Below are 17,744 nucleotides of genomic sequence, written 5' to 3' on the forward strand. Positions count from 1 at the left end.
CTGATTACGTCGAATTGGCGAGTTTGATGATCGGCGGAAGTAGTTCTGCAACGCGACGACCCACGGACTCGAATACATCAAAACTCTGACCAATCGGGTCGAGTACCTCTTCACGCTGTTTCGCGTCGAGCCTCGGCCGCAAGACCGCGAGATCGGCAATGCTTTCCGCGTTGAAATCTGAGGCAAGCCGTGACGCTTCGCCGAGTGTGAACGTCTTATTGAGTTTCTGCGGGCACATTTCCAGAACCCGATCACGATGCGCCGCCGTCATCGTGAGAATCAGGTCGGCATCCGACGCGACTTTTGGCGTCAATTGCCTTGCCGCGAAACCTGATGAGTCTCCGCCGAGCTGTTCAAGAACGATGGCGGCGTCCGCATGCATGGGATGATCGATAACTGCTCTGGTGCCGGCGCTGGACGAGCGGAAGTCAGCTAGTCCCATTTCCGCGGCGTACGCCGCTGCGAGGCGCTCAGCCGTCGGCGACCGGCATATGTTCCCAGTACAAACGAATAAGATGTGCAGCGTAACTCCTCAGCCGTCATGGTCAGCTCCTGTCGGAGCCGGGTGGACATTTACGGCGTTGAGTCTGCCCGATGATCGGCTTTGGGGAGCGCAGTGACTCGGTCGTGCTCTTGATTCGGCAATTCCCGCAGATCTGCGCAGGCTCGTCGGTGCGGTGATCCCGCTATCTGGCTCGGACCTCATCCCGCACGCTTAAGGCGTTTGGTGACTCTGAGGCAGAGCTATGCCCGATGGTCTCGCTGCAACCGCACGGTCGGATGGCATCCGGGTTAGCGGGGTGAATATACGCAAATCCCACCGGTGTAAGAAGAAATGCTGGATTTCCAGGTGTTTGCCTTATTGACCCGTGGGGAACGCTTCCGTGCACTACATTTGCTGCGGGGCGAGGCGACAGGCGGGGGGTTCAGTGCGGGTTGAAGCCATCTCACGTAGGACTGATCCCTGACGGGTTGCGGCGTTGGGCCGACGCCAACGGCGCCACCCTGGCCGACGCGTACCGCCGTGGCGCCGACAAGGTCATCGAGATCCTGCAGGTGCTACAGCGCAACGACGTGCAGACGGTATCGGTCTACAACCTCAGCCGAGCCAACCTGGGACGCACCCACGAAGAGCTTGACGCTGTCTACGCCGCCTCGACCTATTTCTTCACCACCCTGATCCCGTCCCATTTTGACCTTGACCTGTGCAGCGTCCGGCTGCACGGCGATCGGCAAGCATTGCCGCAGACCTACCTGTCCGCGGCTCAGGACATCGAAACGGCGACGCCCACCGGCGGCTTCCGGATCAACATTCTGTCGGCCTACGACGCCGGCGACGAGCTGCGCGGGGCCTGTCAACGCGCGCAGCGCGAAGGCTGCGACATCACCGAGGCCTTCGACATCGGCGACGTGGACCTCGTCATCCGGACCACCCCCGAACCCCTGCTGAGCGGCTTCCTGCCTCTGCAGAGCCAGTACGCCCAGCTGATCTTCCTGGACACACCGCTCAACGAGCTGACGCCGCACCACATCGAGCAGCTCATCGACGATTACCGGCGCTTCCCGCAGCGGCGCGGTCGGTAGGCGCCACCATGAACGCGACCAGGAACCCGCTGATCATCGGCGCCGGCCCCGCCGGTCTCACCGCCGCCCTCGAACTGACGAAGCGCGGAGTGACCCCGAGACTCTACGAGGCGACCTCCCACGTCGGTGGTCTCGCGCGCACCCCACGGGACGGCGACTGGCGGGTCGACCCCGGCGGCCACCGGTTCTTCACCAGAAACGAACAGATTCTGGACCTCTGGAACTCGCTGCTGCCGCCCGAGGAATGGATCTCGGTTCCCCGGCGCTCGGCGATGCTCGTCGCGGGTAGGTATGTGCCCTACCCCCTGGCAGGGCGTGATCTGGTGAAACGGATGGGCCTGCGCAGCGGGATGCGCGGTGCCGGCAGCCTGGCGTGGTCCCGCTTCCGGCGCAGCATGCGGCTCTTCGACAGGACCGACACATTTCGCGAGTGGGGCATCGACGAGTTCGGACGCCACTGGTACGACCTGTTCTTCGACGGCTACGTCCGCAAGACGTGGCTGGCCGACCCCAACCATCTGACCAGCGACTGGGCCAACCAGCGGATCAAGCCGATCGATTGGCGCCGCGCCGACGTCCGTCTGGCCGACCGGGACGTCTTCCGTTATCCCCGGCTGGGTCCCGGCCAGCTCTGGGAAGCGGCGTCGGCCGCGCTGACCGGCGCCGGCGTCACCCCCACCCTCAACTCGACCGTCGTCGCAATCCGTCCCGACGGCCGGCACTGGACGGTCGAGCTGCAGAACGGCGACACCGTGGCCGGCGACGCCGTGTTCTCCAGCATGCCGCTGCGGTTGCTGATCAACAGCCTGGAACCCGAACCGCCCAAATACATTCGGGCCATCGCCGACACGTTGCGGCACCGCTCGGTGATCACCGTCGCCGTAGCGTTGGAGAAGCACTACGACATCCCGTTCAACTGGGTGTACACCCCGGGCCGAGAGTTCCGCGTCGGGCGGATCCAGAACTATGGCCGGTGGTCGAGTGCGCTCGCCCCGCAGGATTGGGGCGGCACCCACCTCGGCCTCGAATACTTCACCCTGCCCAACGACGACATGTGGATCGCCAGCGAAGAAAGTCTGGGCGCCATCGTCGAGCAGGACCTGCGCACACTCGGCGTCGACGACTCCGCACTGGAACACGTCATGATCGTTCGCTCACAGTTTGCCTACCCGATCTACGATCCCGGCCGGGAAAGGAACGTCGCCCGAATCCGCGACTACCTCAAGCAGAACCACCCCACGATGCACCCGATCGGGCGCAACGGCATGCACCGGTACGACAACCAGGACCATGCCATGTTGAGCGCGATGCACAGCGTCGCCCAGTACTTCGGGGAGAACATCGACCCGTGGCGAGTCAACACCGAACTCGGCTATCACGAAGCGGGCCTGCTCAAGAACTAGGGCGATCCCGCGTAAGGCGTTGAACCACGAGACGACTCCGCGAAAGCCCAGTACAGTGCTGCCGTGGGCTACCCGGAGAATGTCCTGGCCAGGGACGAACACGTGGTCCTGCACCGCCATCCACACTGGGGCAGGCTGACCGTCCCGGCGCTGGTGCTGATCATCGCCTCGGCAGCCGCCGCGTTCGTCGCCGCCTACGTGAACACGCTGAACTGGGAGCAGACCGCCAAGCACATCGTGTTCGCCGTCATCGCAGCCATCTGGCTGATCCTGGTCGGTTGGCTGACGGTGTGGCCGTTCCTGAACTGGTGGACCACCCACTTCGTCATCACCGACCGTCGGGTGATGTACCGGCACGGCCTGCTGACCCGCTCGGGCATCGACATTCCACTGGCGCGGATCAACAGCGTGGAGTTCCGGCACGGCTTGGTTGACCGAATGTTCCGCACCGGCACGCTCATCATCGAATCGGCGTCGCAGGATCCGCTGGAGTTCCAGGACATCCCGAGGGTGGAACACGTCCACTCGCTGCTCTACCACGAGGTGTTCGACACGCTGGGCTCCGAAGAGTCGCCGAGCTGAAGCGGCGCACGCCGACTCATTGCCCTAACGTCGATCGGATGATGGGGGATGGCGGGTTCCGATGACTCGCCGTCGCGTTCTCGTTCCCGTCGTGATGGCTCTGGTCGTCTTGTCTGCCCTCCTTGTCAACGGTGTGAGTGGCACCTTGTTGTTCGCGCGTGCGAAGGCGGACCCATTGGCGAAGGCCGACGCCATCGTGGTCCTCGGCGGTGAGCACGACGGCCGCGAGGCCTACGGGCTGGGACTCGCCGAGCAAGGTTTCGCGAAGACCGTGCTGCTCTCGAATCCGTACCACTCACAAGACAAGGTGATGGCAACAGCGTGTCGGCCCCGCAGCGACATCGACGTGATCTGCCGGGCGCCAGTGCCGTCGACCACCCGCGGCGAGGCCTTGATGGCACGCGAACTCGCCGAGGCTCGCGGTTGGCACACCATCATCGTGGTCAGTTGGCGCTACCACCTGCCGCGAGCCCGGCGGATCTTCGACCAGTGCTTCGTGACGCCGGGGCGCAGTGTCATCATGCGCGATGTCCCGCGCGAGTATCCGTTCTCAATGGTCAAGTGGCAGTACATCTTCCTGTACCAGTACGGGGGATGGGTGAAGGCCGAACTGCAAGGGCGCTGCTGAGGGTGCGCCACCTGAGGCGACCAGGGGGCGACATTGACCAGGCACCCGCCCAACCTATGTCGCGACCACGGTGACGGCAGCGCACAGCCCCCAGTAGTAACTTTGGTTAACCTGCTATGCCGCAACGGGGGAGGTGCATTTGCCCGAGTGGTTCATGAGGCGTCGCCGCCGCGAGGACATGCCGACGGTCGACATCGGCGATGTCGTCGTCCCTCAGGACCAGACCGTGCTGCGCACCCTGCTGCAGATCTCCAACGCGGTGCTCACCGCCAACTACTTCGACGAGCTCCTCGAAGTGGTGGCCGAGCAGACACTCGCCGCCCTCGGCGCGTCCTCGCTGGCGATCAGCCGGTGGGAGCGTGACGCCGACATCCTGCGCACCCTCGTCAACGTCGGTGAGACTCAGCCCGGCGATCAGAGGTGGCCTGATTCCGAGACCTACCCGGTGGCTTCCGACCCGCTGTTGACCGGGTTGCTCCAACACGGACAGCCGTACGTCCACGCCGTCGACGACCCTGACTGCGACCCCGCCGCCGCTGATTACCTGCGCGGGCTCGGCAAGGAAAGCGACATCGCCGTGCCCATCATGTTTAACAACGACATGTGGGGCGAGCTGTGGGCAACCGGCACCGACGGTCGGCGCTTCGGTTTCGACGACGTCCAGATGCTGCAGGCTATCGCTGCGTACACCTCCGTGGCGCTGGGCCGCGGGGAACTTTTCACCTCGGTGTGGCGCGACGCCCACTTGGACCCCCTGACCGAGCTGCCGAACCGGCGTGCCCTGCAAGAGCGGTTCACCGAAACGGACTGGGACTCTTGCACTCCCGTGCTGCTGCTGGGTGACCTGGACGGCTTCAAAGAGGTCAACGATCGCGACGGCCACCCGGCGGGCGACGCGCTGTTGATCGCGGTGGCTGACGCGTTCCGCCGCTGCGCGGGTGACAGCGACGACGTCATCGCAGCCCGTCTCGGGGGCGACGAATTCTGCGTGTTCCTGGAGGCCGGCGACTTGGCGGCCGCCGAAGACCTCGCGCGCTGCATCAACCGGGAGGCCGCGGTCGTCCACGAGGCCGGGGTGTCGATCACCTGGGGCGCCGCCGAAGCAGGTCCCACCATCCGCTCGGGGGCGGAGCTGGTTGCGGCCGCCGACGCCGCGCTGATCCGCGCCAAATCTCAGGGCCGCGGCCGCTTCACCTCTGATGCCCGCCTCGCGCCGGTGCCGGCGATCAGACGCCGACGAGACGACGACGGCGCCGCCGACACGCTGATCTCGCGGGTGGCCACCATCGTCAATCAGCACCGCCCGCTGCCGGTGCTCACCGCGCTGGAGATCGCCGCCACCGAGATCTGCGCACAGATCGACGGATCCGGCTGGGCGGTGTCCTACCGCGACCTCGGCGACACCGTGCTGAACATCCACCGCGGCGCGGACCACATCCACGACCTGGATTCAGGGCTGTGCGTGGTCAAGGCCGACGTCGTCACCGGCCCGCACGAGCTCGTCGAGTTTCCGCTGACCGCGCACGCGATGGCCACCGGTTCGGCCCACATCGCCTCACTGGACCTCCCGGACTCCGACTCCGCCGAGAACACGGTTCTGGTGCGCCTGGGGCACCGTGCTGTCGGCCTCGCCGGCGTCAAAGGTGCGGCTCGGAGCTACCTGGTCGAAGTGTATTCGGACACCGGACATGCCGATCTGGAGACGGTGCTCGACTCGCTGCAGGTGCTCGCGCACTTCTGCGTCAGCGTGGCCGAGAGCGGAACCTAGCCTCCGGGGCAGTCAGGAGGTCTTCGACACCCGAGGCTCGTCCGGATCGACGCGACGCTGCGCGCGCCGGCGGCTCTGCCGCATCGGGGTCACGTTGTCGTCCGCAGCGTCTGCGGAGGTCTGAGGGTGCCGCAGCTCGTACTCGTCTTCCAGCGCCTCGGCGATACCGCCGCCGGTGAGCGTGGACTCCAGCGCCTTCTCCGGATTGCGAGCGAACTCGTCGGGAAAGACGAAGCGGCGGAACGCCCAGAACCGGAACGCCATCTGCAGCAGGTTGCCGATGATGTACGCCGAGATGAAGTCGGCGATGTTCTCGGTCATCAACGTGACCATCGGGACCCGGAGCATCAGCACATAGCTCGACACCCACAGCGGGGCCATGCTCAGCAGCACGCCCACCCCGCTGACCCCGAAGAACAGCAAGGCCTCGTGATGACGCTCACGCCCACCGCGGTCGCGGAAGCTCCATTCCCGATTGAGGATGTAGGAGGCGATGACGGCCACGATGCCCGCGATGATCTTCGCAGTCACCGGCTTGGGCTCCAGGATCGTCAGCTTCAGCGTGAAGAACACCGCGAAGTCGATGACGAACGTCGTGGCACCCACGATGGCAAATTTGATCAGCTCATGGTGCCGTTCGGCATAGGGACGGATCGGCCCCGGAAGGCGGCGGATCGTCTCATCGGCAAAGGACACAAGGAGCCAGTTTACGGAACCAACCGCTCAGTTGCCCCATCGCTCGGTTACCGCAGGTCAACGACGTGGTGGACGGCATGACACGATATGTGGCGTGTCGAGAAGCCCTGCCACGCCGCCGGTCGTAGCAATGATCGGCGGCGGACAACTTGCCCGGATGACAGCTCAAGCCGCGATCGCGCTGGGCCAGACGCTACGTGTGCTGGCGCTGCGCAGCGATGAATCAGCCGCCCAGGTGACGCCCGACGTCGTCCTCGGCTCCCACACCGACCTCGACGCGCTGCGCCGCGCCGCCGCCGGTGCGACCGCGGTGACGTTCGACCACGAGCACGTCCCGACCGAGCATCTGGACGCCCTGGTGGCCGACGGTGTCAGCGTCTCGCCGCCACCCGAAGCCCTGGTGCATGCGCAGGACAAGCTCGTCATGCGCCGGCGGCTGTCGGCGCTGGGCGCCCCGGTGCCGCGGTTCGCGGCAGTGTCATCGGCTGAGGACGCGGAGGCGTTCGCCCGCGACATCGGCGGGCCCGTCGTGATCAAGACCGTTCGCGGCGGCTACGACGGCCGCGGCGTCGTCATGGCCGCCGACGCCGACGAGGCGCGCACCGTGGTCGAGCGCTACCTCGCCGACGGGGTGGCCGTCATGATCGAGGAGCGCGTCGCGATGCGCCGCGAATTGGCTGCGCTGGTGGCCCGTTCACCATTCGGGCAGGGCGCCGCCTGGCCGGTGGTGGAAACCGTGCAGCGCGACGGCATCTGCGTCACCGTGATCGCCCCCGCCCAAGACCTGTCCGACGAACTCGGTTCCGCTGCTTCGCAATTGGCGCTGCGGATCGCCTCAGAGCTCGGCGTCGTCGGGGTGCTCGCGGTCGAGCTGTTCGAAACCGTCGACGGCACGCTGCTGGTCAACGAGCTCGCGATGCGGCCCCACAACTCGGGCCACTGGACCATGGACGGCGCCCGCACCAGCCAGTTCGAACAGCATCTACGGGCGGTGCTGGACTACCCGCTGGGCGACACCTCGGCGTTGGCGCCGACGGTGATGGGCAATGTGCTGGGTGCACCGGAGACGCCCGCGATGTCGATGGATGAACGTGTGCACCACCTCTGTGCGCGCATGCCCGATGCCAAGGTGCACCTCTACGGCAAGGAGGAGCGCGCCGGCCGCAAGATCGGCCACGTCAACATCGTCGGCGGCGCCGAGTCGGTGGCGTCCCTGCGGGAGCGCGCCGAGCGGGCGGCACACTGGTTGTCGCACGCGCAGTGGACCGACGGATGGGACGAACACGCATGAGCGCTCCTCGGGTAGGCCTCATCATGGGCAGTGACAGCGACTGGCCGGTGATGTCAGAAGCCGCAGAAGCCTTGGCCGAGTTCGACGTCCCGTTCGAGGTGGGCGTGGTCTCCGCGCACCGCACCCCGGCCCGCATGCTCACCTACGCCCAGGACGCCGCGGGCCGCGGCATCGACGTGATCATCGCCGGTGCCGGCGGAGCGGCGCATCTGCCGGGCATGGTCGCGTCGGCGACGCCGCTGCCCGTCATCGGGGTGCCGGTGCCGTTGGCGCGTCTGGACGGCCTCGACTCGTTGTTGTCGATCGTGCAGATGCCTGCCGGGGTGCCGGTGGCGACGGTGTCGATCGGCGGCGCCCGCAACGCCGGCCTGCTGGCCGTGCGGATTCTGGGCGCGTCGGACCCGTCCTTGCGCGACCGGATGGCGGCGTTCCAGGACTCCCTGGAGCAGATGGTGCTGCAGAAGGACGAGGCGCTGCGTCAGAAGCTGCTGGGGGAGTAGCGAACCAGATTCCTCGTTACTCTGAATGTCATGCCAGGTATTGATGCCCAATCAGCTGCCGTCCGCCGGCTCGTGGTGAAGTTGCTGCTGGAGCTGGTTGACGAGTCAGAGGCGCCCGGCTCGGCGCTGGCCGAGATCCGCGACGAGGGTGTCGATATCGCGATGGCGGTCTTGGCCGACGTTGCCGAACTGGCCGCCACCTCCTTGGTGCAGCTGCACGGAGTGGCCGACGCGCAGGCCACGTTGCACCGGTTGATCGTCGCTGATCTTGAGGAAGAGGCGACGTCGTTCGACACCTAGCGATTCCACGTACTTGGACGGCTGATCAGGGTTTGCGCCAGTAGCCCAGATAACCCTGCGACCAGAACTGCGAGTAACCGGACTGGCGCACTCCTACGTCGCGGTGCCAGCCGCTGTTCTGATCGAACGACTTTCCGTTGTACCAGATTCCGATGTGGCCGTAGCCCGACGTGTACGTCCCGGCTCCCCAGACGAGGATGTCGCCGTTCTGGAAACTTTGGTCGTTGCGCCACACGAATCCGCGCGCGGCCAGCTGCGCGCCGCCACTTCCGCCGGAACGGTAATCGACCGCGTTGCCCCACGCGCCGGACGTGATTCCGTGCACCTGCAGCAGGAATTGGCTGACAAGCGAAACACATTCGCCTGCGAAAGTTCCCGCGGCGTTGGCCACCGTCTTGCCGTACGTGTTGGACACGAACGACGCGACCTTCTGCGCGAAGTTTCCGCCGCTGGTCGGGGGATTGCGCAGCACCCCGGCGTGCCGGTCCCACACCGCGGTCGAGCCGGCGTAGACAACCATGTTGCCGTCGTCCTGAATGACCACTCGGGCGCTGTTCCAGCCGTTGGTCTTCGTGCTCCACACCCCGGTGCTGCCGCTGTACACCACGAGGTTGCCGTCGCCCTGCATCGCGGCGCGCGCACCGGGCTTGCCGTTGGTGCCGGAAGCCCATAGCGCCTTGTGGTTCTGCGCTTCGTCATACAGCACCAGGTTGCCGTCACCCTGCATGTAGAGGCGGAAGCGTCCGTTGTTCGACTGCAGATACTTGCCCACCTCGAGCCACTGGCCGGATTCCAGCGTGTTGGTTGCGGCGGGCGCTTTGGGGCTGATGGGAACAGTGACTTCGACTGTGGCAGAGGCTGATCCGTCGCTTGCCGTCACGGTGAAACGCACGGTGTCCTCGCCGGAGGTCCCGTGTGCGGCTTCCCGTGCGCTCTGCGTCGGTACGAACACGAACCGGCCTGTGGTGGCGTCGACGGCCAGCGACCCTACACCGGGGTTGACGCCGGCGCCGATGCCGTACGTGAGCGCAAAGCCCTCGGGGTCACTGACCTCGACGTAGCCTTCGACCAATCCGTCGCTGTCTCTGAAGCCGTTGAGGACGAATCCCGGCGTGCGCGCTACCGGCGCCTTATTGGAGCCTGGTGGGGCGATCTTCACGCTTACGGTGATGGTGGCGATGCCACCGTGCCCGTCGTTGACGGTGACAGTGAAGCGGTCGCTGCGCTTGGACAGACTGGTCGCCGCAGCGCGCGCCTCCGGGGTGGGCGTGTAGACGAAGCTGCCGTCGGAGCCGACGACGACGCTGCCGCGTGCGGTGGTAGCCGGCGTGGAGTAGGTGACGACGTCGCCGTCACGATCGCTGGCGGTGATCTTCCCGGTCACGGCGCCGGTGGCCGGATTGGCTTTGCCTATGGTGGCTTTCGCGGAGGGGCGGGCATTCAACGGTCGGACGGGCAGGTCGAAGTAGGCCGTGACGGAGCCGCCGTTGCCGTCGCTGGCGATGATCGTGACCCTGTCGAAGAAGACGGTGTTCGGGATGCCTGCGATGGAATGACGGAATGCCACCGTCGGGGTGTAGGTGAAGTTGCCACGCGAATCCACGGTGGCGGCGCCCTTCTCCGGGGCTAACACGGTGAAGGTCAGCTTGTCGCCGTCGCTGTCGGTGACGCGGACGCGCCCGGTGATCCTCGACGTCGAAGAGCTTGGCTTGCCGGCGTAAGTGGATGTCAACGTCGGTGCGGTGTTGGGTACTGCTGCTACGAAGGACGATTGCTCCGAGTCGACGGGACGACGCGCCGCGCCTAGCAGCGACCACAGCAGTGTTGCGTCGCCGGGGTGCTGCGGAGGCGCGGCCGGGGAGGTGTCGACGGCAGTGGTCAACACGCGCTGGGTCACCTTCGGCGCGGCGTCCGTGGTCACGGCGACGTCCGCGGCGGGCTCGGCCGTAGTGACCGGTGTGGCCGCAGGTTCGGTGTCGACAGTGATCTCAGATGCATCCTGCTCGGGTGCTGCCATCTCCTCGGGCTCGTCAACCTCGGACTGCACCTCCGTCGGCAGGTCTTCGACGTCGTCAGCCTTCTTGTGGCGACTGGACGGCGAGGGTGAGGCCTCCTGAGATGCGGCGATTTCATCGTCGTCGTCAGACGATGCGGAGGTCGTCTGGCTCTCAGCACTGTCGGAGGTCCCGCGGCCTGAACGCGTCTTGACGGTGCCGGCGTCGACAGATGACGACGTTTCGCTGTCGGCACTGGACGAGGACGATGCGTCGGGCTCGGCCCACGCCGTGCCCGGCGATGATCCGAGTGCGATGCCGATTCCCAGCGCCACCGCCAGGGCACCAACTCTGCCTACGTACCGTCCGTGATCCACGCTGCCCCCGCCCTCGCGCATTGCCAAAACATTTCCCAGCGTCACGTTCTTGAGTGTTGCGCCACGTCAAGATGGTCTCGCCACGTTGATCTGTGTCTCGCACCTGTTGCTGTGAGACCGCAGCGATTACATCATCATGAGCGTCAATTTGCGCTGGAAACTTCTCGCGCGCCGCCCAAAAAGCATCCGATCGGATGACACGGCGCCTCAGGCGTAGCCCAGCGCCGCGTTCTCACTGCGGATGCGGACGCCTAGCACCACGGCGTTGGCCACGCTGAACACGATTGCGGTCAACCACGCCGAGTGGACCAGAGGCAGCGCCGCCACCTCGACGGCGACTGCCGTGTAGTTGGGGTGGTGCAGCCACCGGTAGGGTCCGCCTTGAACCAGCGGCGCATCGGGAATCACGATGAGGCGCGGGTTCCAGTGCTTGCCCAGCGTCGCCACACACCACCAACGCACGGCGGTGCTCGCCGCCACCAGCGCCACCATCGGCCAGCCGAGCCACGGGATGAAGGGCCGGTGCATGGTCGCCACCTCCACGACGCACGAAACCAGAAGCAGCACATGCATACTCACCATGGCGGGATAGTGCCCGCGGCCGAACTCGCGCCCGCCGTGGTCGAACGACCATCGTGCGTTGCGTCGTGACACGACCAGTTCCACCAGCCGCTCGACGCCGATGAGCAGAATGAAGACGTAGTACACCATCGTCTCGCCTACCAGCTCAGCAGCAGTAGCTCGAAGCTGAAACCCGGCCCCATTGCCAACATCACGCCGAACGAGCCCGGCGCAGGAGGCTGCGCCGCCGTCCGCGCCAGAACGTCGAGCACCGACGCCGACGAGATGTTGCCGTGTTCGCGCATCGAGTCCCAGCTGTGCCTGAGCGCGCCTTCGGGTAGTCCGACCGCGGAGTCGATGGCTTCGAGCACTTTGGGCCCACCCGGGTGACAGACCCACGTGGAAATGTCCTGTCTGGTGAGTCCATGGTCGGCGAGGAAGGTGTCCACCTCAGCGGCCAGATGGTTCTGTGCCATGAACGGGACCTCCTTCGACATCACCAGTTGGAAGCCGGTCGAGCCGACGTTCCAGCCCATGACGTCCACGGTGTCGGGGAACAGCGTGCTGTGGGTGGCGACGACGCGTGGTCCCTGGTGCGGTGTCGACGGACTGCGTTGTGCCCCAGCGGCAACGACGGCTGCGGCGCCGTCGCCGAACAGGCACAGGCCGATGAGGGCGGGGATCGAGGTGTCGTCTCGCTGCAACGTCAACGAGCACAGCTCAACCGAGAGCAGCACGGCCACATGGTCGGGGAAACCGCGAAGGTAGTCGTTGACTCGGGCCAGGCCCGCCGCGCCGGCGACACATCCGAGACCGAAGAGCGGGATGCGCTTGACGTCGCGTCGCAGTCCCAGCCGGGTGGCCATCCGAGCGTCCAGGGTGGGTACTGCGACCCCAGTGCTCGACACGGTGATGATCGCGTCGATGTGGTCTGCATCGAGATGTGCTGCGGCCAGCGCCGAACGCACCGCCTGCTCGCCGAGATCCGCGGCCACCTCGAGGTATGCAGTGTTGGCTTCGGTGAACCCGCTGAGGGGGTAGCGGTTCAGCGGGAGCGCCAGGTTGCGGTGTTCCACGCCGCTGGTCTGGGCGAAGCGTGTGAACGCGGGGTCGGTGAATGCGCTGAGCTCGCGCGTCACGTCGTCCTGGGTGTACCGGTGTGGCGTGAACGCCACCGCGGTTCCGGCAATGTGCGGAGCCGCCGGAAAGCGCACCGTCGGCGATTGGGGAGGGGTGTGAAATGTTGTATCAGTCATGCGCGATCAAACGAGAGATCGCCTCGAAATGGTTTCAGAAAGCGGCCCATCGTGAAATTGTCCACATGAAATAGCGCGGCATTATTATGGTGGTATAACCGCAGTTCAGAGGGATTTTTCTGTGAATTACTCCAGGAATTCAGCGGTGATTTCCCAGAAATGATGGCCTATCTTGGCGAGTGCTGAAATTGCGAACGGGCGTTTCTTTTTCGGATCGGCGCCACCGCCGCCGTAGATCATCGGCGACGTAGCAGGCGAGCGTCATCGCGCTGAAGTGCGGTGTCCGGCGAGGTATTCGACTGGATGCGCATCTGCCCAGGGCGTCTTAGGTCCGGGGTGCGCGCGGCGAGTCCGCGTGGGGGTTGAGACGTGCTCGGTCCGAGGCCGCCAATGCGTGGTCGCAGAGCGAAAAATGGACGGCTGCGTGTTTGCCTAGCTAAGTTCTCGCGGGTGTTGTCCGAGCACGGGATTGACGCTCACGTAAGGCTCGAATTTGCCGGTGTGATGTCTCCCACACAAAAGTGCTTCCCTCGGGAAATGCCCGACGTCAGGAGGCGAAGAGAGCGAGGACAGGCTGCGGGGTCGTCACCGGAATCTCCGGCTGAAGGTGGTTCGCCTGCACCTCGTGGATCGCCGCATCGACTTCGGCGGAGCCGCGCGACCAGCGCTTAGGGCCCGTCCAGCCGCAGTCGCAAGATGCCGTTCTGCGGAAGGCGTCGCCGACGATGTACGTGTGCATACAGTCGAAACTAGGCATAGAGCCTGAGGACAGACCACTACCGCTGCTGAATTTTCACTGAGATGGTGCAGCCCCGAAATTCGCGTCCCGCCGCGAGCGCGCTAAAGTTACCGACGAGTAGCAAGGAGATGAAGATGGCTAGTTGGGCCGGGAATCCGTCGTTCGATCTGTTTCAGTTACCCGAAGAGCACCAGGAGCTGCGGGCAGCGATCCGAGCGCTGTCGGAGAAGGAGATCGCTCCGCACGCCGCGGACGTCGACGAGAATTCGCGCTTCCCGCAGGAGGCCCTCGATGCACTGAATGCGTCGGGCTTCAATGCGGTGCACGTACCGGAGGAATTCGGTGGCCAGGGTGCGGACTCCGTCGCGGCCTGCATCGTCATCGAGGAAGTCGCTCGCGTCGACGCGTCGGCGTCCTTGATCCCGGCGGTCAACAAGCTCGGCACCATGGGCCTGATCCTGCGCGGCTCCGATGAGCTGAAGAAGAAGGTGCTGCCGTCGATCGCCTCGGGTGAGGCGATGGCGTCCTACGCGTTGTCGGAGCGCGAGGCCGGCAGCGATGCCGCCGGCATGAAGACGCGTGCCAAGGCAGACGGTGACGACTACATCCTCAACGGCGCCAAGGCCTGGATCACGAACGGCGGCAAGTCCAGCTGGTACACGGTCATGGCGGTCACCGACCCCGACAAGGGCGCCAACGGTATCTCGGCGTTCATGGTCCACATCGATGACGAGGGCTTCACTGTCGGGCCCAAGGAGCGCAAGCTCGGCATCAAGGGCTCGCCCACCACCGAGTTGTACTTCGAGAACTGCCGCATCCCCGGCGACCGGATGATCGGCGATCCCGGCACCGGCTTCAAGACCGCACTCGCGACGCTGGACCACACCCGCCCGACCATCGGCGCTCAGGCCGTCGGCATCGCGCAGGGCGCCCTGGACGCGGCGATCGAATACACCAAGGACCGCAAGCAGTTCGGCAAGTCGATCAGCGAATTCCAGGCGGTGCAGTTCATGCTCGCCGACATGGCGATGAAGGTCGAAGCCGCACGGCTGATGGTCTACACCGCAGCGGCCCGCGCCGAGCGTGGTGAAGGCAACCTCGGCTTCATCTCCGCGGCGTCGAAGTGTCTGGCTTCCGATGTCGCTATGGAGGTCACCACCGATGCTGTGCAGCTGTTCGGCGGCGCCGGGTACACCATCGACTTCCCCGTGGAGCGCATGATGCGTGATGCCAAGATCACCCAGATCTACGAGGGCACCAACCAGATTCAGCGCGTCGTGATGAGCCGGGCCCTGCTGAAGTAGGGCCTGCGCTCGCGGAGCCTTCGCGAGAGTGCCTCTGCGGTAGTGCGACACGCGTGTCAACTACCGTGAGGGCACGCTCGCGGAGACTCAGTCGGCCGGCCTCAGGTGCGTGATGTCGCCGGCGGACACCGTCACCGTCGTCCCGTCAGTGTCGATCAACAGCCGCCCGGCATCGTCAATATCTGTTGCCACGCCGACGATTTCGGTGTCGTTGGGCAGGATGGCCCGGACCCGGGTGCCGATGGTCGCGCTGACGCTGCGATAGTCAGCGGCCAGCGCAGCATCAGCGCCGCCGGTGGCGCGCCAGTCCCGCAGTCGAGAGCTGAGCTCCTGCAGCAGCGAGCACGCCAAGACGGTGCGATCAGCCTCGTAGCCCAGCATGCTCAACGACACCGCTTTCGGGTCGGGCAGTTCGTCGGCGGTCAGGCTCACGTTCAGACCGAGCCCCACGACGATCACCGGGGCGGACACTTCGGCCAGGATTCCCGCCAGCTTGCCGGCCCCGACCAGAACATCGTTGGGCCACTTCACTCCAGCGTCCACGCCGTAGGTCTCCCCAACGGTGTGCGCAACGGCCAGACCCGTCAACAGTGGCAGCCACCCCCACGCCGCAGGCGGTACCCCGTGCGTGTCGACGCCCACCGACATCGAGATCTGCGAACGCGGCGGCGCCGACCAGGCGCGGCCGTGACGGCCCCGGCCCGCGCTCTGATGTTCGGCGAGAAGCACGGCGCCGGCGATGTCCTCACCGGCGGCCGCACGCGCGATCAGGTCGGCGTTGGTCGAGCCGGTCTCGTCGACCACGTCGACGCGTCGCCACTCGGTGCCCGAGATGGCGCCGCGCAGGATGTCGATGTTCAGGCGGGGACGGTGAGGTGCGGACACGTGCCGAGGGTAGCGCCGTCGCCCGTAGTAACCCGAGGCGAGGCGTCGACGGCCCTGAACGTCGGCGTGGTCAGGGTTGGCCGATCACGCGTAGTTGAAGATCGTCTGTCCCTCGCCGATGAAGGCGACGTAGATCGACGCGGCCGCGAATGCCGGGAATCCCATCAGAACCGGGACCGCCGCGTCCTCGACGACACTCGGAGTGTTGGTTCGGGTGGTCGTGTAGTCGAAGAGGAGGGTTTCACCGTCCTCGGTGTAGACGGAGATCTTGGTTCCCGCGGGCACACTGTCCGCGCCGTTCGTCAGGGACCTCGGAACCCAACCGAAGATCCCGCCCGAGTCGATCCATGTCTGGAGGACCTTGGCGTCGTTGTCTCCGACCTTCACCGTCAGGTTGTTGCTCGGTGCGCCGTCGAGGGTGACGCGTGCCGCGTACGGGTTGGGGCCGAGGATCGCCCGTCCGCGCCGTTCCTCGATGAGTGCCCCCATGCCGAGCAGGCCCGGAAGCGCCAACAACGGATTGCTCGGGCCCCCACCGGCTTTCGCTCCGATGCCGAGGATGCCCTGGTAATCGCCGTTGGTCGTGGACAGGGCGTACCAGGTGTCCAGCGTGACGACGTTGATTCCGGTGGGCGCGGTGACGACGTCGTCGTCCACAGCGATGGGGATGTTGTACGTGTCGTACTCGTACTTCAACGAACAGTTGCCGTAGCAGCTGGAGCCGTGCGCGACCGGTTTGCCGAGGTTCTCGAGGCCGATCACCTGGGGGTTGATCACCAACCCCAACGACCCGGTGTCGAGAAGGACGTTGACGAACTTCCCGCCGTTGACCGACAGCTTGAACACCGGGTTGACCCTGCGCACACCGTCGACCTCCTGCATGTCGAGGTCGAGGATCTGGTAGACGAGTCCGTTGTCGGAGGCCTCATCGATCAGTTTGGCGATCTCGGCCATGGATTCCCGCGGGCCGAACAGTCCGACCAGGCCGAGCCACTTCTCGGCGGCCTCAAGCTGATCCTGGACGCGAACGGTGCGCATGATGCTGGCCTCGATGCGCTGCCCGGCGATCCAGTGGGCGAACGGGTTGTCGACCGTGGCCGCGAATTGCTGTTGCAGCAGCGCGTAATTGTCCTGCCAACGCTCCAGCGATGTGTGGGCGCCGCCCAACCACATCTGGGGGAGGATGGCGGCCAATCCGGCCAGAATATTGCCGCTGTCCCAGGTGGCCTCGTTCAGATCTGTCCGCGCTTCGGTGATCTGCTCCAGCGCAAGGTCGACGGTGTCGGTGCCCTCGGAATCGTCGACGGCTTGGGTCTCGACCGTGACGAGATCCTGGGCGCTGTTGGCGCGGGCGCTTGCTGGAACCGTGGTGGGTGCTGCGTCGTCGGTGTCGTCGACATCTTCGTCCGCGTCAGACTCATCGACGTCGGGAACGGGCTCATCGTCATCGGCGTTGGAGACAGCGCTTTCGGCGTCGATATCGGAGACATCGGCGTCGGCGTCGGACTGTGCTGACTCGGACGTCGTGTCGTCGGCTTGGGGCGATGACGAGTTGGTCGACTCCGCGGTGTCGCGACTCTTTGCCGAGTCGACCCCGGCGCTGGCGGCGGTCTCGTCAGGCGCTGCGTGTGCCGTGGCGGCGCTCGCGATGCATACGCCCGTGACGATAGCGGGGGCGGCAAGGGCCGTTGCTGCCCAGCAACTAATTTTCACGCACGTCAGTACAGCATTTCCAGCGCATCCCGCGGCCGCTTTCGTTCGATCTCGCCAGGATCAACAGATGGCCCAGCGCCACTCGCCGGCGCAACTTGGTTCCGCCCTCATGGGGGTATGGGGGCAAGCGGTGGTCAAATTAGGCGAATGCGCAGATAACAAA

General features: G+C 65.6%; 17 protein-coding genes. 9 read left to right on the forward strand and 8 right to left on the reverse strand.

What is annotated here, in order from left to right:
- Positions 1 to 4: 4 nt before the first annotated feature.
- Positions 5 to 523 carry an arsenate reductase/protein-tyrosine-phosphatase family protein gene (locus EL337_RS06995; protein ID WP_048630302.1) on the reverse strand — a complete coding sequence of 173 codons (519 nt, stop codon included), beginning with the start codon at positions 521 to 523 and terminating at the stop codon, positions 5 to 7.
- Between the two features lie 413 nt (positions 524 to 936).
- Between EL337_RS06995 and EL337_RS07000 the strand changes: the two genes are divergently transcribed.
- From EL337_RS07000 to EL337_RS07020, 5 genes are all read left to right on the forward strand, one after another.
- Positions 937 to 1,584, forward strand: a complete 648-nt coding sequence (locus tag EL337_RS07000) for an undecaprenyl diphosphate synthase family protein (protein WP_048630303.1) — start codon at positions 937 to 939, stop codon at positions 1,582 to 1,584.
- Positions 1,585 to 1,592: 8 nt separating this feature from the next.
- Complete coding sequence (locus EL337_RS07005) at positions 1,593 to 2,987, forward strand: NAD(P)/FAD-dependent oxidoreductase (protein WP_048630304.1); 1,395 nt, start codon at positions 1,593 to 1,595, stop codon at positions 2,985 to 2,987.
- Positions 2,988 to 3,050: 63 nt separating this feature from the next.
- On the forward strand, positions 3,051 to 3,569 hold the full coding sequence (locus EL337_RS07010) for a PH domain-containing protein (RefSeq protein WP_048630305.1): 519 nt from the start codon (positions 3,051 to 3,053) through the stop codon (positions 3,567 to 3,569).
- A 61-nt stretch (positions 3,570 to 3,630) separates the two neighbouring features.
- Positions 3,631 to 4,197, forward strand: a complete 567-nt coding sequence (locus EL337_RS07015; RefSeq protein WP_048630306.1) for a YdcF family protein — start codon at positions 3,631 to 3,633, stop codon at positions 4,195 to 4,197.
- 154 nt (positions 4,198 to 4,351) lie between these two features.
- Entirely contained in the window at positions 4,352 to 5,965 is a 1,614-nt protein-coding gene (locus EL337_RS07020; protein ID WP_126316510.1) for a GGDEF domain-containing protein, read from the forward strand.
- A gap of 12 nt (positions 5,966 to 5,977) precedes the next feature.
- Here EL337_RS07020 and EL337_RS07025 read toward each other — a convergent pair whose 3' ends face one another.
- Positions 5,978 to 6,661, reverse strand: coding sequence for a GtrA family protein (locus EL337_RS07025; RefSeq protein WP_048630308.1), 684 nt, complete (start codon positions 6,659 to 6,661; stop codon positions 5,978 to 5,980).
- A gap of 130 nt (positions 6,662 to 6,791) precedes the next feature.
- Between EL337_RS07025 and EL337_RS07030 the strand changes: the two genes are divergently transcribed.
- The 3 genes from EL337_RS07030 to EL337_RS07040 are packed head-to-tail and all read left to right on the forward strand — an operon-like array spanning position 6,792 to position 8,752.
- Positions 6,792 to 7,952 carry a 5-(carboxyamino)imidazole ribonucleotide synthase gene (locus EL337_RS07030; protein ID WP_048630309.1) on the forward strand — a complete coding sequence of 387 codons (1,161 nt, stop codon included), beginning with the start codon at positions 6,792 to 6,794 and terminating at the stop codon, positions 7,950 to 7,952.
- Positions 7,949 to 8,452 carry a 5-(carboxyamino)imidazole ribonucleotide mutase gene (gene purE, locus EL337_RS07035; protein ID WP_048630310.1) on the forward strand — a complete coding sequence of 168 codons (504 nt, stop codon included), beginning with the start codon at positions 7,949 to 7,951 and terminating at the stop codon, positions 8,450 to 8,452. Before EL337_RS07030 ends, purE begins: the two co-directional genes overlap by 4 nt.
- Before the next feature lie 30 nt (positions 8,453 to 8,482).
- Positions 8,483 to 8,752, forward strand: a complete 270-nt coding sequence (locus tag EL337_RS07040) for a hypothetical protein (RefSeq protein ID WP_126316511.1) — start codon at positions 8,483 to 8,485, stop codon at positions 8,750 to 8,752.
- Positions 8,753 to 8,777: 25 nt separating this feature from the next.
- Here EL337_RS07040 and EL337_RS07045 read toward each other — a convergent pair whose 3' ends face one another.
- The 4 genes from EL337_RS07045 to EL337_RS07060 form a co-directional block, all read right to left on the reverse strand.
- Entirely contained in the window at positions 8,778 to 11,168 is a 2,391-nt protein-coding gene (locus EL337_RS07045; RefSeq protein ID WP_126316513.1) for a cadherin-like domain-containing protein, read from the reverse strand.
- Positions 11,169 to 11,330: 162 nt separating this feature from the next.
- On the reverse strand, positions 11,331 to 11,834 hold the full coding sequence (locus EL337_RS07050; RefSeq protein WP_275992853.1) for an isoprenylcysteine carboxyl methyltransferase family protein: 504 nt from the start codon (positions 11,832 to 11,834) through the stop codon (positions 11,331 to 11,333).
- Positions 11,835 to 11,842: 8 nt separating this feature from the next.
- Positions 11,843 to 12,940, reverse strand: coding sequence for a type III polyketide synthase (locus EL337_RS07055; RefSeq protein ID WP_197724193.1), 1,098 nt, complete (start codon positions 12,938 to 12,940; stop codon positions 11,843 to 11,845).
- A 547-nt stretch (positions 12,941 to 13,487) separates the two neighbouring features.
- Positions 13,488 to 13,679 carry a hypothetical protein gene (locus EL337_RS07060; protein WP_048630313.1) on the reverse strand — a complete coding sequence of 64 codons (192 nt, stop codon included), beginning with the start codon at positions 13,677 to 13,679 and terminating at the stop codon, positions 13,488 to 13,490.
- Between the two features lie 134 nt (positions 13,680 to 13,813).
- Here EL337_RS07060 and EL337_RS07065 point away from each other — a divergent pair, with 134 nt between their 5' ends.
- Positions 13,814 to 14,983: an acyl-CoA dehydrogenase gene (locus EL337_RS07065; protein ID WP_048630863.1), complete on the forward strand. Its 1,170-nt coding sequence runs from the start codon at positions 13,814 to 13,816 to the stop codon at positions 14,981 to 14,983.
- Positions 14,984 to 15,070: 87 nt separating this feature from the next.
- Here EL337_RS07065 and EL337_RS07070 read toward each other — a convergent pair whose 3' ends face one another.
- Together EL337_RS07070 and EL337_RS07075 are read right to left on the reverse strand one after the other, a co-directional pair.
- Complete coding sequence (locus EL337_RS07070; protein ID WP_048630314.1) at positions 15,071 to 15,868, reverse strand: biotin--[acetyl-CoA-carboxylase] ligase; 798 nt, start codon at positions 15,866 to 15,868, stop codon at positions 15,071 to 15,073.
- A gap of 84 nt (positions 15,869 to 15,952) precedes the next feature.
- Complete coding sequence (locus EL337_RS07075) at positions 15,953 to 17,581, reverse strand: PecA family PE domain-processing aspartic protease (RefSeq protein ID WP_048630315.1); 1,629 nt, start codon at positions 17,579 to 17,581, stop codon at positions 15,953 to 15,955.
- Between the last annotated feature and the right edge of the window lie 163 nt (positions 17,582 to 17,744).

The sequence above is a fragment of the Mycolicibacterium aurum genome (genome assembly GCF_900637195.1).
Lineage (GTDB): Bacteria > Actinomycetota > Actinomycetes > Mycobacteriales > Mycobacteriaceae > Mycobacterium > Mycobacterium aurum.

What these genes read in the sequence shown, in the direction of transcription:
- EL337_RS07005 (WP_048630304.1), top strand. Translation starts at nt 1,593, where the DNA reads ATGAACGCGACCAGGAACCCGCTGATCATCGGCGCCGGCCCCGCCGGT.
- EL337_RS07050 (WP_275992853.1), bottom strand. Translation starts at nt 11,834, where the DNA reads ATGGTGTACTACGTCTTCATTCTGCTCATCGGCGTCGAGCGGCTGGTG.
- EL337_RS07020 (WP_126316510.1), top strand. Translation starts at nt 4,352, where the DNA reads ATGAGGCGTCGCCGCCGCGAGGACATGCCGACGGTCGACATCGGCGAT.
- EL337_RS07030 (WP_048630309.1), top strand. Translation starts at nt 6,792, where the DNA reads ATGATCGGCGGCGGACAACTTGCCCGGATGACAGCTCAAGCCGCGATC.
- EL337_RS07065 (WP_048630863.1), top strand. Translation starts at nt 13,814, where the DNA reads ATGGCTAGTTGGGCCGGGAATCCGTCGTTCGATCTGTTTCAGTTACCC.
- EL337_RS07015 (WP_048630306.1), top strand. Translation starts at nt 3,631, where the DNA reads ATGACTCGCCGTCGCGTTCTCGTTCCCGTCGTGATGGCTCTGGTCGTC.
- purE (WP_048630310.1), top strand. Translation starts at nt 7,949, where the DNA reads ATGAGCGCTCCTCGGGTAGGCCTCATCATGGGCAGTGACAGCGACTGG.
- EL337_RS07040 (WP_126316511.1), top strand. Translation starts at nt 8,483, where the DNA reads ATGCCAGGTATTGATGCCCAATCAGCTGCCGTCCGCCGGCTCGTGGTG.
- EL337_RS07060 (WP_048630313.1), bottom strand. Translation starts at nt 13,679, where the DNA reads ATGCACACGTACATCGTCGGCGACGCCTTCCGCAGAACGGCATCTTGC.
- EL337_RS07055 (WP_197724193.1), bottom strand. Translation starts at nt 12,940, where the DNA reads ATGACTGATACAACATTTCACACCCCTCCCCAATCGCCGACGGTGCGC.